A 15,166-nucleotide genomic window follows, 5' to 3' on the forward strand; every position below is an offset into this window, starting at 1 on the left:
GGTTAGCGCTGTTGGCGACGATAGTTACGCACCAGTTCGACTATGCGTTGCAAAAAGGCATCATCGGCCTGTCCGTCCGGCAGCGTGCTCCAGTGGGCTTTGGTGATGGCTTCGGGCAGTTGGTCGCTGTAGGGGTCGGTTTTATCGATGACCACCGGCAGAATAAACGGCACCCCGTCGGCTATCGCCTCGGCCCGATCTGCGGCCCAGCGCCATTCTCGCCGAAAGAAGCCTTCTACTCGTTGGGTGGTATTAGCGGAAATCAGTGGCACAAACAGGGCGCTGCGGTGGATGTGGCGGCGGATTTTGAGGGCGTAGTCATCCCCCGCTTCCAGCCCTTTTTGATCAAACCAGGCATCGATGCCGACTCTGTCGAGGGCATCACGCAGGGTTTGCGCTGCGGCTCGATCTTCGCTGGCATAACTGATAAACAGGGCACCGGGTTCCATGTCGGGCCGACTCTCTACCGGCGGCACCAGTTTAATCGCCGCAGTGCTGTTATCGGTTTTGGGGTGACGCTGTCGCCACTGCTGGTGCAGTTGGTCGATAAAGGCGGCTAAATTCTGGCCTAAGATGCGGGTGTTGTAGCTGTAGTGTTCCAGAAAGCCGATGAGCTGAACGTTGCTGGCCGAAGGCAGATCAACCAACACCTCCGTCTCCGAGCGCTGCTGCGACAGCGGTTGCCCTTTGATGGTGCGCAGCAGAAATTGCATCATCCAGCTGCTCTGTTGTCCGCCAAGCAGCAGCAGGTGGTTGTCGCGCAGAGCATCAAACAGGTAGGGCGGGCGGCGCTCTTTGGAAGGTAGGGCGTAGAGAAATTCGAGTCGATCTTCATCGGTCAAGACATAGTCGGGGCCGGCCGAGATGCGCCCCAGCAGGTGGTAGATGACCGGTTGGTGCATCTCATTGAGGGCATCGGACAGGTCATTGGGGGTGTGAGGGGAGTAGGCAAAACTCTGCCACTGCCCGTCGCTCAAGTGTCGGGCCTGCTGTAGCGCCTGTTCCACTAGGGTATCGAAGCCTAAGGTGATGTAGAGTTGAAACGCTTCGATATCAGCCAGTTGTTGTAGCGGTAGCCATGGTCGTAGTTCCAGCTCATTCATCACCGCTTTGAGGCGGGGGTAGATCTGTTCGCGTCGGCCCCGGTTTTGCATAAAGGTAGTGACCACTTCATTCAGGCTGGGCGTTTCGCTGGGGAGTTGTTGCGGGCGTAGGCGCAGTTTCTCGGCTAATCGTGCTGCCAGTAGTTGGTTGAGGGCGACAATCTGGCCATCTTCATCTTCCACTTTCAGTAGCGGTTCGCCGATCACCGGCACCACCTGCTGCTCTTCTATGTAGAGCAGCAGGTCGCCCCAAAACAGATCGTCATCGTTGTCTATGATAGCCTGGCTTAGCATAATGTTTTTCTCCTTAAGTGGTTCGGTTTATTCAGATTCGGATGATACAGCAGTGAGTTGTGTTAATGCCTGCACTGCCTGCGGATGCCCAGCGTCAATGGTTCGTTTTAGCCACTGCCGAACTCGCGAGTCGAGTTGGTTTTGCTGGTAGAGCTAACCCAAACGGTAACAGGCTTCGCAGTCGCCAATTTCGGCATCGGTGCTAGGAGCCTGTCCGACTTAAACCTTGGAGCGCCTCGCGAGAAGCCTTTGTGGTAAAAAGGCGACGCATATATTTCACCAAATTGTTCGCGTATTTGACGCGAAAACGCACGATCTTGCTGCTTTTTTTAGGCTTTAACCGCAAAGAGGCGCTTAAGATTGCAACCAATACAGACCAGCGCCCATTCGCCCTAGACGGCTTGCAGACCGCGCAGCAGGAATTGGCGGAGTACCATGGCCTGAACAGCAGCGCCACCAGTATGGCGGAATGGTAGGCCTTGGAGCCGCTGCCACTATAGGTTTAAACCAGGGGGCTTAGAAGAAAAGGTTCCAGGATGGATTTAATTTTGAGAAATCGAATCAACTGAATGAATGAATAGTCGGGGGTGGGGTGCGCGGTCAACGTCCAACTGCGGGGCTGACGGACATCGGGGTGGTGCAGGCGCGCGCGTTCCGGGGTGCTGGCGCGTGCATCTGCGGGGCAGCGTGCCACCCGCAGACGAGAGGGGCTGCACCGTTGCCTGCGAGAGAGACGGCGGCTACCAGGCGACGCGCTGATCGAACTCGAAGTCGGGCTCGGGCTGCTGGAGGAGGTCCCAGTCCGGCATCGGCTCGGGTGCTTCGGCGGGCGGTCCGCGGGCGGGCGAGATCGGGGGTGGACGCGGTGGCTCACCGATGTGGGCGAGGATCTGCTCGACGGGCACGGCCTCGGTGATGAAGGCAATGATGCGCATGTCCGCGCCGCAGATGGGGCAGGTCAGCGGCATCGACTCGAACAGCCGCGCCAGCAGCATGGCCCAGAGGTAGCGAGCTGGGGAGCGCGCGTTCGGGGCCGGTGCGCGACGGGGTGCGGCGAGCTCGGCGGAGGCGCTCGGGTCGTCGGTCAGGTCACGCCCCAAGACGACGGCCGCCGCACGCAGGGGCGCGTTTGGCGCGAGCACGCCATGGTAGCGATGGCGGTGGCGCCTGGGCAGGGGGATGAGTGCCGCGAGATGGTCGATCAGCTCCAGTGGCGTGAGCGTCAGCGCCGTGATGCCATTGCGCTGGGGCTTCGGTAATCGCAGCAGGATGTGCAGCACGGCGCTGACGGCCTGAGGCTCTCGCTCGACCTGATCTCAACTAGGCCAGCGCAGCCGTTTGGGCACCGAGAGGACCCACTGGCGCACCGGCAGCGGCGGGAAGACGTGATCGACCAGGTGCGCCGCGGTCTCTGCCATGCGCCGGGCGTAGCACGACGGGCACAGCCCGCGCCCCTTGCACGAGAAGGCGACCAGGAAGTCATGCCCGCAGTCCGGACATCGGGCGCGGGCGAAGCCGTAAGCGAGGATGCCGCATTCGAGGTAGTGGCGGAACTCGCGCTCCACATATGCCGGCACGCGCTTCCCGTCCCAGTCGTCTTCACCCGCCAGCGCGAGATTTTTATCCGCAATTCCGTGCTTCCCTCCCCTCCCTCTCTCTTTCCTCCCTCTTTTTCTAACTCTGACAAGGAAGCGGCGAAAATGAGATCTTTGAAGTTAAACGCACGGAATGCGTGAGAGAAATAACTTGCCGGCGAAGCCAAGCACGGGGCGGGTTGAATTCAGCCGCCTTGTCGCGGGTGCCGCGCGCGCGGAGTAATGCGGTTCTGGAGGCAGCCTCGGTGCGGTTGGCGCACGCCGCGCTTGGCGTTGCCATCGGCAAGATGGTCGCGGCCGCGCAGCGGTTCGGGTCCTGGTCCCGGTTACCGTGAAACAATGGGCTTCATCCTCCGGGGTGGCCGTGACCATGAGCGTTAGGCCAGGATGTCGTCAAGATGGACACCGAAAACCGGCTCGGACGTCCGCGCGGGGTTGAAGGTCAGGTCAGCGGCGGATGCGCTCTGTCCCTCGGTGAAATCAATTCCGCCGAGGCTGAGTTGTTGGTTGGCAACGCCAAGCTCGACGAAGCCGTCGGCGAAGATCAGGGTTGTGGTCGCGCCGGTGGCCGCCATGAGCATGGCGGCGAGGTTGCCCTCGTCGTCGCGGACATCCATGGTGGTGCCATGGCGGGTGAAGCTGAAGTCGTTGCTTGGCCCCTCGAAGTTGAGCGTTGTGTTGGGAGAGACCCGGGCCGCGCCGGCGCCGTCGGGGATGTTGATGGTGGTCCCGCCGGTTCCGCCAAGTAACTCCACCACCAGCCCCTCGCCCAGGGTGAAGCGCTCTGGCGCCTTGTCCGTGAGTATCAAGAAGGCGTTAGCGCTGGCGCTTTCGGGGAGTACGTTGTCATCGGCAAAGGCGCCGACGGAGTTGTCGGTTGCGTCAAGCGCGAGCGTATCGCCGCCGACATGGTCGCCGTCGGCGACAATGACCTGTCCGCCAACGGCCATGTTGCCATTCTCGATCACCAGGGTTGTCGCCCCGTCGCTAAACCGCAGCGTCGCGGTCTGGGTGGGTGAGCCGTTAATGGAGGTAACGATCATGCCCTGGGAGTCGACGACCTCCAGCGTGGTGCCGTTGCGCTCAAGCAGGAACTCGCCGCTGTTGCCCTCGATGTTCACGCTGGTGCCGGCGGAAAGCCCAAGGGCGGCGGCGCCGTCGGTGATGTTGATGGTTTTGCCGGCGGTCTTGCCGAGCACGCCCGCATCAAGCCCCACGGAGACAAAAAATTCAGTCGGCGTGTCGTCGATCAGGGTATAGAACGCATCGTAATCTGTGGTTGGCTCTGGCACGGGTTCTGGCTTCGGATCTGGCCCCGGCTCAGGAGTGACACCGCCAAAGTCGAGGTTATCGGCATCTTTGATGTCCGCTAGGGTGAGCACGCCGCTTGCGAGTTCATCGGCCACCGCCGTGCTGTCACCACCGGAGGCACTGTCTCCCCAGGTCACCACCGAGCCATCGGCGCGCAGGGCGGCAAAGGCATTATCAGCTGAGAACACCTGCTCGACGTCGATGGTGCCATCGAGCGCGCTGGCCACCGCCGTGCTGTCACCACCGGAGGCACTGTCTCCCCAGGTCACCACCGAGCCATCGGCGCGCAGGGCGGCGAAGGCCCCTCCCCCTCCCCAAGAAGTCCCGGATATCTGCTCGACGGCGATGGTGCCATCCAACGCACTGGCCACCGCCGTGCTGTCACCGCCGTAATAACTGCTCCCCCAGGTTACCACCGAGCCATCGGTGCGCAGGGCGGCGAAGGCCATATCATTCGAAAACACCTGCTCGACGTCGATGGTACCATCGAGCGCGCTGGCCACCGTGTAGCTGAGAGCGCCATGGCCAGGGCTTCCCCAGGTCACCACCGAGCCATCGGCGCGCAGGGCGGCAAAGGCTTCCACAGTCGAAAACACCTGCTCGACGTCGATGGTGCCGTCTAGCGCGTTGGCCACCTGGTAGTCGTCACCACCCGTCCCGCCGTTTCCCCAGGTGACCACCGAGCCATCGGCGCGCAGGGCGGCGAAGGCCTTATTATTTGAAAAGACCTGCTCGACGTCGATGGTGCCATCCAGTTCACTGGCCACCGCCGTGCTGTCACCGCCAAACTTATCGAGTCCCCAAGTCACCACCGAGCCATCGGCGCGCAGGGCGGCGAAGGCCCACCAATTTGAGAACACCTGCTCGACGTCATAGAGCAAGTGGGCTACTCGGTCGTTACCGCCAAACACTGTTTTGTCGCCGCCATACATTCTATCGCCCCAAGTCACCACCGAGCCATCGTCGCGCAGGGCGGCAAAGGCCCCCCCCGGTCGAGAACACTTGCTTGACGTCGATGGTGCCATCGAGCTCGCTGGCTACCGCGCTGCTGTCACCGCCAGCGGGACCCTGTCCCCAGGTCACCACCGAGCCATCGGCGCGCAGGGCGGCGAAGGCATCCGACGTCGAGAACACTTGCTTGACGTCGATGGTGCCATCGAGCGCGCCGGCCACCGCTCGGCTGTTACCGCCCCCATCGTAATCTCCCCAGGTCACCACCGAGCCGTCGTCCTTGATGGCGGCAAAGGCGCTAGCGTTATGCCATTCCCCCATCGTATGCCCGAAAAAAAGCAGGTTGTTTGAGCTGACGTCATTGATCAGCACGCCCTGATAGTCCGGACTGAGGGGGCTGGTCGCGATCGCGCCAGTGTGCCGCTCCAGCACCCAGTCCCCACCCAAGGCGGCTGCGCCCGTTAGGTCGTCGGAAGCCGCCACGTCGGCGCCGGTGAGCTGCGCTAGTTCGGTGATGAAGGTTTGGCCAGGTTCGCCTTGGGCGACATTGCAGCCGTAGAGCAGTAGATCGCCCTGATCGCTCAAGCTGGCGCCTATATCGGCCAGGACCTCGGCTTGCGCGGCAAGGCTGGCTTGATCCAGGGTGCTGGCGCCCAGGGTGAGAGTTCCGGGGGCGCCGTGGCTGAGGATTTGGATGGAGGCGAGGTTGGAGTAATCGGCCAGGATGGCGCGCATTTGCTCGAGCCCATCCTGCTCGGAATTGAGCAGGAACCACTGGCTTTGCGCCGGCAGGCTGGCGATGAGGGTGTGGGGGTTGGCGACGGCGGAGTCGATAAAGACGATGTGGTTGGTCATGGCTCTATACCTGAGCTAGGAGAGGATGAATACAGGGGAGGAGGCCGCGATGCCTACATGACGAGTAATCCGTCAAACGCCTGTCGAGGCCACGTACTGAAACTTTAATGCACACCCACACTTGAAGTCAATCATCGATGCGGCGGTTAAAGATTGCCAGCCTTGTAGGGGATCTCCCTACAAATTGCGCTTACTTTTTTATGAAAACCACAAAAAGGGTTCGGTAAATCAATTTTTTAGCGTTTTTTATCCGCAATTCCGTGCTTCCCTCCCCCCCTCTCTCTTTCCTCCCTCTTTTTCTACCTCTGACAAGGAATCGGCGAAAATGAGATCTTTGAAGTTAAACGCACGGAATGCGTGAGAGAAATAACTTGCCGGCGAAGCCAAGCACGGGGCGGGTTGAATTCAGCCGCCTTGTCGCGGGAGCCGCGCGCGCGGAGTAATGCGGTTCTGGAGGCAGCCTCGGTGCGGTTGGCGCACGCCGCGCTTGGCGTTGCCATCGGCAAGATGGTCGCGGCAGCGCAGCGGTTCGGGTCCTGGTCCCGGTTACCGTGAAACAATGGGCTTCATCCTCCGGGGTGGCCGTGACCATGAGCGTTAGGCCAGGATGTCGTCAAGATGGACACCGAAAACCGGCTCGGACGTCCGCGCGGGGTTTAAGGTCAGGTCAGCGGCGGATGCGCTCTGTCCCTCGGTGAAATCAATTCCGCCGAGGCTAAGTTGTTGGTTTGCAACGCCAAGCTCGACGAAGCCGTCGGCGAAGATCAGGGTTGTGGTCGCGCCGGTGGCCGCCATGAGCATGGCGGCGAGGTTGCCCTCGTCGTCGCGGACATCCATGGTGGTGCCATGGCGGGTGAAGCTGAAGTCGTTGCTTGGCCCCTCGAGGTTGAGGGTGGTGTTGGGGGAGACCCGGGCCGCGCCGGCGCCGTCGGGGATGTTGATGGTGGTCCCGCCGGTTCCGCCAAGTAACTCCACCACCAGCCCTTCGCCCAGGGTGAAGCGCTCTGGCGCCTTGTCCGTGAGTATCAAGAAGGCGTTGGCGCTGGCGCTTTCGGGGAGTACGTTGTCATCGGCAAAGGCGCCGACGGATGTGTCATCGCCGTCCAAGGTGAGGCCGGTTGCGCTAATTAGGTCTCCGTCGGAAAGCGTGATTCCGCCAATCGAAAGCAGGTTATCTTTTGTGGTTACGTGCGCGGCGCCGTCGCTGAACCGTAAAGTTGTGGTTTGGGTGTCCGAGGCACGAATGGATGTAACCAAGTTGTCATCGCTTCCCAGAATTTCCAGGATGTCGCCCTTGCATAACAATGTGTGGTCGTCACTGGCGCCCTTTAGATTTATGCTGGTGTTGGGATCGAGCCCAAGGGCGGCAGAGCCCTCGCCGATGTTGATCGTCTTGCCGCTGGTGTCGCTATTAACTTGGGCGTCAAGGGCTTCGGCGACGAAAAACTGAGCTGGAGTAGCAGGTGTGAGGATATAGTAGGAATCACCAATAGTGTATGGCTCTGGTTCTGGAGCAACAGCTTCCAGGATTAGCTGGTTCGCATGCTCGATGCTTGCGAGGGTGAGCACGCCGCTTGCGAGCTCATCCGCGATCGGGGCGCTGTTGCCGCCGTTGGAGCTGTCTCCCCAGGTGACCACCGAGCCATCGGCGCGCAGGGCGGCAAAGGCATCCTCGGTGGAGAAAATATGTACCACATCAATGGCGCCATCGAGCGCGCCGGCCACCGCCGTGCTGTCTCCGCCTGAGGCTTTGTCGCCCCAGGTCACCACCGAGCCGTCGGCGAGCAGGGCCGCAAAGGCCATTTGGGTGGAAAAAATATTCTCGACGGCGGGGGCGCCATCCAGTTTATCGGCAAGTGCGATGCTGTCACCGCCCGCGCGTTCAGAACCCCAGGTGACCACCGAGCCATCGGCGCGCAGGGCGGCGAAGGCGTAGTGATTGGAAAAGACCTGCTCGACCTTGATGGTACCATCGAGGGCATCGGCTACCGCCGAGCTGTCGCCGCCGAATCCACTGTGTCCCCATGTCACCACCGAGCCATCGGCGCGCAGGGCGGCGAAGGCATAGCGAGCCGAGAAAATCTGCTCGACTTCCACGGCGCCATCCAAGGCGTTGGCCACTGCCGCGGTATCACCGCCGAACCCCCTATCTCCCCAAGTCACCACCGTGCCATCGGCGCGGAGGGCGGCAAAGGCGCCAATCGTGGCGAAGAGGTGCTCGACCGCGATGTTCCCATTCAGCGCGTCGGCCACTGGCGTGGTGTCACCGCCATTATGATTCTCCCCCCAGGCGACAACAGCGCCATCAGCGCTGAGGGCGGCAAAGGCTGAGCGTGTCGAACAGACTTGTTCAACGTCTAGCGTCCCATCCAAGGCATTGGCCACCGCCGCGCTGTTACCGCCTTTGGCATCATTGCCCCAAGTCACCACGGAGCCATCGGCGCGGAGCGCGGCAAAGGCGTGCTCGGTCGAGAAGATTTGCTTGACGTCGATGGCGCCATCCAGGGCGTTGTCCACCGCTGCGCTGTCACCGCCAGAAAAGGCCCCCCCCCAGGTGACCACCGAGCCATCGGCGCGCAGGGCAGCGAATGCCTGGGTGGTGGAGAAGATTTGCTCGACGTCGACGGCGCCATCCAACGCGTTGGCAACGGCCGCGCTGTCTCCGCCGTTGAAACTGTCGCCCCAGGTTACCACCGAACCATCGACGCGCAGGGCGGCGAAGGCATGTTCAGCGGAGAAGAGTTGTTCAACGTCGATGGCGCCACTCAAGGCGCCGGCCACAGCCGTGCTGTCACCGCCGTGCGCACTGTCTCCCCAAGTCACCACCGAGCCGCCAGCCTTGATGGCGGCAAAGGCCTCGGCATTGCTCCATTCGCCGAGGGAGTGACCCGGAAACAGGGTCTTGATTTCTGTTATTGCTTCCGGTTCTGCTTCGTTTTCATTGTCCTGCGGTGGTGTCGGAGCGTCGTCGTCGAAGGCAAGATTGTCCGTGTCCTGGATACTCGAGAGGGTGAGCACGTCGCTCGCCAGATCGTCCATTACCGCTGTGCTGTCACCGCCATTGTCACTATCCCCCCAGGTCACCACCGAGCCATCGACGCGCAAGGCGGCAAAGGCATGGCCGGTCGAAAAGACCTGTTCGACCTCGATCGAGCCATCCAAGTCAGTGGCCTCGGCCGTGCTGTCGCCACCAGTGTAGCGGTCTCCCCAGGTGACTACCGAGCCATCGACGAGCAGCGCGGCAAAGGCGCTAGAGGTCGCAACCACACACTCGACGTCGATGGCGCCATCCAGGGCGCTGGCCACGACCGTGCTGTCGCCGCCGCTGTAACTGTCTCCCCAGGTGACCACCGAGCCATCGGCGCGCAAGGCGGCGAAGGCGCCTTCAGTCGCAAAGATCCGCGTCACGTCGGTGGAGCCATCCAAATCATCGGCAACGGCGGCGCTGTCGCCGCCAGCGTTACTTCTGCCCCAGGTAACCACCGAACCATCGGCACGGAGCGCGGCAAAGGCAAAGCGTGTTGAAAAGACCTGGGTAACCTCAATGGCTCCATCCAGGGCGCCAGTTACCGCCGCGCTGTCGCCGCCATCGCTGCGCTTTCCCCAGGTGATCACCGAGCCATCGGAGCGCAAGGCGGCAAAGGCGCTCGAGGTGGAGAACACCTGCACGACCTCGCTAGCGCCATCCAAGGCGTCGGCCACCTCCGTGCTGTCTCCGCCGTCGGTACTCTTGCCCCAGGTGACCACCGAGCCATCCGCGCGCAGGGCGGCAAACGCATGGCCAGTCGAAAAAACTTGCTCGACCTCGATCGAGCCATCCAAGGCGCCGGCCACCGCGGTGCTGTCGCCGCCGTGCTCACTGCTTCCCCATGTCACCACGGAGCCATCGGCGCGCAGCGCGGCGAAGGCGCCGCCAGAAGAGAACACCCGCACGACGTCGTTGGAGCCATCCAATGCGGTGGCAACCTCGGCGCTGTCACCACCCTGATTGCTGTTACCCCATGCGACCACGGAGCCATCGGCGCGCAGGGCGGCGAAGGCGCCCGCGGTTGAAAAAATGTGCACCACATCGACCGAGCCATCCAGTGCATTGGCCACAGAGGTGCTGTCGCCACCGGCCGAAGCCTCGCCCCAGGTCACCACGGAGCCATTGGCGCGCAGGGCGGCGAAGGCTTCCTGGGTCGAGAAAACTTGGACAACATCAATGGCGCCATTCAATGCGTCAGCGACCGCGGAGCTGTCGCCGCCGGCGCTGTCCTTTCCCCAGGTCACGACCGACCCATCGGCATTTATGGCGGCAAAGGCCGTTTCATTTCTCCATTCGCCAAGGGTGTGCCGGGGGAACAATAAGGTGCCGGGCGCCCCCTCATTCGCCAAAAGACCAGTGTAGGCTGGTGCGATGGGCCTGGTTTCGATCGTGCCGATCTGTTGTTCCAGCGTCCAGTCACCGCCCTGAACAGCCGCGCCAGTGGGGTCGTCGGAAGCGGCGACATCGGCGCCGGTGAGCAGCGAAAGGTGGGTAAGAAAGGCTCGCCCCTGATCGCCTTGCGCGAGATTGCAGCCGTAGAGCAGCAGATCCCCGGTCTCGCCGAGGCTGGCGCCGATCTCGGCAAGGGCGGCACGATGATGCGCGAGACTGATTTGATCGAGTGTGCTCGCCCCAATAGACAGACGCCCCGGCTCGCCGTGGCTTAGGATGTGGATGGACGCAAGCTCGCTGTAATCGGCCAGGATGGCGCGCAGTTGAGCGATTCCATCCTGTTTGCCGTCGAGCAGAAACCACTCGCTTCGGGGTGGCAGGCGGGCAATCAGAGAGGGGATGTCCGCGACGCGGGAGTCGATAAAAAAGACGTGCTGGGTCATGGCGATTGCCCACGCTGATAGGGCGGAGTGTAGGGGGAGGTAGGATGCGCGGTCCTCATTGAGGGAGGATCGAAACTCAGGATTGACAGAGACTTGGGTCGCGGCAAGGCGATCAGCTCGCGTCGGGTCGGTGTTGAGGCGCCAGGCATGGAGCCAGAGTCGTTCACGCAAATAGATCGACGGTCAAGTCAGCGCCGGATGCGTTCTGACCCTCGGTAAAGATGACGCCGCCGAGGCTAAGTTGTTGGTTGGCAACGCCAAGCTCGACGAAGCCATCGGCGAAGATCAGGGTTGTGGTCGCGCCGGTGGCCGCCACGAGCATGGCGGCGAGGTTGCCCTCGTCGTCGCGGATATCCATGGTGGTGCCATGGCGGGTGAAGGTGAAGTCGTTGCTTGGCCCCTCGAAGTTGAGCGTTGTGTTGGGAGAGACCCGGGCCGCGCCGGCGCCGTCGGGGATGTTGATGGTGGTCCCGCCGGTTCCGCCAAGTAACTCCACCACCAGCCCTTCGCCCAGGGTGAAGCGCTCTGGCGCCTTGTCCGTGAGTATCAAGAAGGCGTTGGCGTTGGCGTTCCCTGGCAGCCCCCCGGCATCGGTGAAGATGGTGGCGGCGGTGTCGGTATCGTCGAGCTCGAGGGTTGTGCCGCCCACGATGTCGCCGTCCGCGACGAGGATTTGTCCGCCAATGGCAAGGTGATTATTCTCGATCGCGAAGGTTGCCGCTCCGTCGCTAAACCGCAAGGTTGAGGTCTGGGTGGGCGAGCCGCTAATAGAGGCGATAATCGTGCCATCGAAGTCGACCACCTCCAGCATGGTGTCATTGCGCTGCAGACGGTAATCGGCACTATCACCCTCGATGTTTACAGAAGTGCCGGCGGCGAGCCCCAGGGCGGCAGCGCCCTCGGCGACGTTGATGGTCTTGCCGGCGGTCTTGCCAAGCATTCCAGCTTCAAGCCCTTCGGCGACGAAGAACTGGTTGGGGGTAGCGTCGATTAATGTGTAATACGCCTCCAGGTTCGGGATGGGCAGCGGATCGGTGTCGGGGGGAGGCGGCTCGGGCGGTTGCAGAAACTCATCGACGATAAGATCGATTTTTTCGTTTTCCTGGCCAATGGTGAGTGCGCGGGTGACCGGGCTGTCAAGCGTCCCACCGGAGAAGGTGACCGTATACGAACCAGGGGCGAGAGCGACCTGATAGCCACCGCTCTCCCAGGTCGTGGTGGTGGTCAGGCCATCGACCGAGACCTTCACGCCTCCAATACCCTCACCGGGCGAGTAAAAGTCATCGTTGTCGAGGTCTTCGTAGACGACGCCGCCGAGGAAGGCGTAATCTCCCGACGCAGCGAAGTTCTCGGTGATCATTGAGGCGTTATAGTCGGCGCCTTGCTCGGTGAAAACGCCGGATACCTGACCGATCCCGATTTCGCGGAAGGACTCTCCCATGATATTGAGACGATGCCCTTTGCTCAAAAATAAGCCCTTGTGCTGTTCGTGAACGTATTCCTCCAAGTCAAGGGGCATTGGGGAAGTTGTTCCTCTCCACGAAATATTCTCGCCCCAAGTCGAAGGCGCCACGAAGTCGTAGCCCGCGGCGGCGATCCGGTCGCCAGCCGATGATCCGCCTTCCCCCGTGTGGCTGAAGATGTTGTTTTCGAGCATCCACGCGCTATGTCCGCGCGCGGAGTCCATGAGCCATGTGTTCATCACAAGTGGCTGCTTGGCTTGCGGAGAAATGCTGCCCGGGGCAAGGTCGGCGTTCAAATCGATCCCGTACCCGGCAGCTTCCGCGTTCGGATCGGCTCTGGCGCGATTGACGAGTTCCAGCATTAATTGCTCAAAATCGCTTGGGCTGGCCATGGTTGCGCCTCGACAGTGGCTATTGATGGGGATCTAGGGAGGTCTCGCGGTTGAAGTGCGTGTGCCCACACGCGCGGCTAGCGCCCGTTCGGCGGCAGCTCATCATGCAGTACCCTGGCGTAGCTGGCTCGCGCGGTTTGCGTGATCGCGAGCTGTTGTTGGAGGTAGGTGATTTGCTGGTCGCAAACGCGCAGGCTGACGAGCTGCTGCTTGGCTTTTTCCGACAGATCGTCCAGCTTATAGCTTTTGTCGTTAATTGTGACAGTCGGGGTTTGTTCTGGCATCGCGTTGGTCTCCCTTATTGGTCTTTGTGGACTGCTGGTAGGATGCTCTAGGAGCATACCGCCCGATGTTGGGCCCGTCCAGGTTCTTCCGCCGAAATTGCGTGCGAGACGCGATGCATAATTGATGGCTAATTAAGAATTATAATTATATCAATAATTTATGAGTGTAAATCGTAACTTCTCAATCTCTCATGGCACCACACCCGCTGCAGTGGCGCGCTCGCGAATGATGTCAGACAGTGGCGGGATGGTGTGATGCCCTTCGATGCGGTCGCCCAGGTAATCCCAGAAGGAGATGCCGAGCTTGCGACAGGTCTTTTTCAAGCTGGCAAATCCGTCACGACAGCGTCTACCCAGGTCGCTGCGCTTACCGCCGCTGATCTTGCGCCACTTCACATAGCCGCGGATGTCGCCTTCGGAGCCGTTGGTATGCAGCACAATCTCCGGGCGCTGGAGCACCAGCAGCAGCTTCTGCTTGTGCCGATGCAGGCGCTTGAGCGTCTGATTGAGGGTGGCAAAGGTGGTGTGCTGGGTGAAGATGCTCTCAAAGCGCGCCTCAAGCGCCGGCGCCAATGCGGGATCGGGATTGCGCTGATAGGCTTTGAGGTCGGCATACAGATCCCAGATCTCCCCGCGCACCCGCTCTTGATCCTGGCGATGCTCGTCATTGAGTGCGATGAGCTTGGGCACCAACCGCTCGGCATGCACCCAGCACAGGGCATGGAGCAGGATGGCGAATTGTCCGGCCCCATCGCTGACGATCAACAGATCCAACGAGAAGCCCTTCTCGATCAACCCACCGAGCAACGCCCCCTCGGTGGCGATGCGCCGATGGCGCTGGCTGGTGATTCCCAGCGCCTGGAGATGCGCCTCCCAGGCCGTGATGCCGAGGATTGTGCTCTGGGGATGCGTCTGCAAGCGGCGCAGAGGCTCTTTGGGTAAGTGCTCCTCGCGCAGGTAGGACAGGGCATGGCTGTTTAGCGTATAGGTGATGTCACCGGCATGCAGCAGTTGCAGGAAGTTGATGCGACTCTTACTGCCAGTGCTGGCAAACCACGCGAACCAGTCGTTGCCGATCTGCGTAACATAGCCGTTGCGGCCTTGATGGCGCGCCCCGGAATCATCCACCGTGATGGTGCGGCTGACCTCCAGACCTGTTGTCAACAGGTGGTCTTTCTCCGCGAAGTAAGGCCTCATTGCCGCCGCTGAGCAGGGCGTCGACCTGCCCCACGGAGATGTCGATGTCCCATTCACGCAACTGCTCGTACAGCAGGGGCTGAGTGACATGGCAGTGGTGGTGCTGGTAGAGCATGTAGCGACGCAGCTCTGGTCCAAAGTGCTTGCCGTTGAGGCTGGCGGGTAATTCCCCGAGCAGGTACTCACCCTCAGGCGTCTGCCACACCTCCAGGCGATAGCAGGTGTTGTGCGCCGCAATGCGCAGGTCCTGGACGAGGAAGTCGCGATATCCCTTGAACCGTGAGTCCTCGGGAACCGGGACTGATGGCGCGATCTTGAGCATCTCGTGAATCGGCAGTTGCTCGGTTTTGTTGCGCTTGGACAAGCCGGGGCGCTTGCGCGGTGGACGCTTGCTGCGACCCTCTTCATTCTCCCCGCGCTCTTCACCGTCCTGGTTTTCCGCGTTGCCATCGGCTTCGTCGCTGGGCTCGGTGCCCTGCTCCATTCCGCTTGGCTTGAACGTGGGCTTCGCCTTTTGTCCTTTCAGGACCGCGATCTCATCGCGCAACTGCTGAATGTGCTCAGCTTGGCGATGATTCACCTCAAGCAGTTGCTCGATCTGACCCAGCAGTTGCTCCACCAGCGGCGTGCGCTCAGATGCGGCAATACTCGGCAGTGGATCGTGGCTAGGCATGAGACAGAATGGATGGCCTGTTGTGGAGCTTTCTTGTAAGAGATTCTATCTTATCTTGCTAGCAAACTGTTATCTTTGCCATTACTTTTTGAGAAATTACTGTAAATCCTTATCTATGCAAGGTCGGTTTCAGAATTTTTTTTCGAGCGGACTTAAAGATTTTTGAGTCATGGCCGTACTCCATA

General features: G+C 61.2%; 8 protein-coding genes and 2 pseudogenes. All 10 read right to left on the reverse strand.

All coding sequences use genetic code 11. From position 1 onward, the window contains the following. Positions 1–2: 2 nt before the first annotated feature. Positions 3–1,397 (reverse strand): toll/interleukin-1 receptor domain-containing protein, encoded by a 1,395-nt coding sequence (locus Thiofri_RS14390; protein WP_009147049.1) that lies wholly within the window; start codon positions 1,395–1,397, stop codon positions 3–5. A gap of 1,093 nt (positions 1,398–2,490) precedes the next feature. Further along, positions 2,491–2,623 (reverse strand): annotated as a pseudogene (locus Thiofri_RS24960) (transposase); the annotation flags it as partial. Between the two features lie 99 nt (positions 2,624–2,722). Continuing rightward, positions 2,723–3,013, reverse strand: a pseudogene (locus Thiofri_RS24805) (transposase zinc-binding domain-containing protein); the annotation flags it as partial. 356 nt (positions 3,014–3,369) lie between these two features. Then, positions 3,370–5,235 carry an RCC1 domain-containing protein gene (locus Thiofri_RS14400; RefSeq protein ID WP_323705296.1) on the reverse strand — a complete coding sequence of 622 codons (1,866 nt, stop codon included), beginning with the start codon at positions 5,233–5,235 and terminating at the stop codon, positions 3,370–3,372. A 1-nt stretch (position 5,236) separates the two neighbouring features. Then, positions 5,237–6,109, reverse strand: a complete 873-nt coding sequence (locus tag Thiofri_RS14405) for a DUF4347 domain-containing protein (RefSeq protein ID WP_009147045.1) — start codon at positions 6,107–6,109, stop codon at positions 5,237–5,239. A gap of 597 nt (positions 6,110–6,706) precedes the next feature. Beyond that, the gene (locus Thiofri_RS14410) at positions 6,707–10,972 is read right to left on the reverse strand and encodes a DUF4347 domain-containing protein (protein ID WP_323705298.1); all 4,266 of its coding nucleotides are present in this window, start codon (positions 10,970–10,972) and stop codon (positions 6,707–6,709) included. A gap of 163 nt (positions 10,973–11,135) precedes the next feature. Continuing rightward, positions 11,136–12,827, reverse strand: coding sequence for a CAP domain-containing protein (locus Thiofri_RS14415; protein WP_009147043.1), 1,692 nt, complete (start codon positions 12,825–12,827; stop codon positions 11,136–11,138). A 77-nt stretch (positions 12,828–12,904) separates the two neighbouring features. Beyond that, on the reverse strand, positions 12,905–13,111 hold the full coding sequence (locus Thiofri_RS14420; RefSeq protein WP_009147042.1) for a DUF6447 family protein: 207 nt from the start codon (positions 13,109–13,111) through the stop codon (positions 12,905–12,907). Between the two features lie 189 nt (positions 13,112–13,300). Then, the gene (locus tag Thiofri_RS14425) at positions 13,301–14,275 is read right to left on the reverse strand and encodes an IS66 family transposase (RefSeq protein ID WP_223296664.1); all 975 of its coding nucleotides are present in this window, start codon (positions 14,273–14,275) and stop codon (positions 13,301–13,303) included. Further along, complete coding sequence (locus Thiofri_RS14430) at positions 14,232–14,981, reverse strand: hypothetical protein (protein WP_223296663.1); 750 nt, start codon at positions 14,979–14,981, stop codon at positions 14,232–14,234. Before Thiofri_RS14430 ends, Thiofri_RS14425 begins: the two co-directional genes overlap by 44 nt. Positions 14,982–15,166: the final 185 nt, after the last annotated feature.

The sequence above is a fragment of the Thiorhodovibrio frisius genome (assembly GCF_033954835.1).
Classification (GTDB): domain Bacteria; phylum Pseudomonadota; class Gammaproteobacteria; order Chromatiales; family Chromatiaceae; genus Thiorhodovibrio; species Thiorhodovibrio frisius.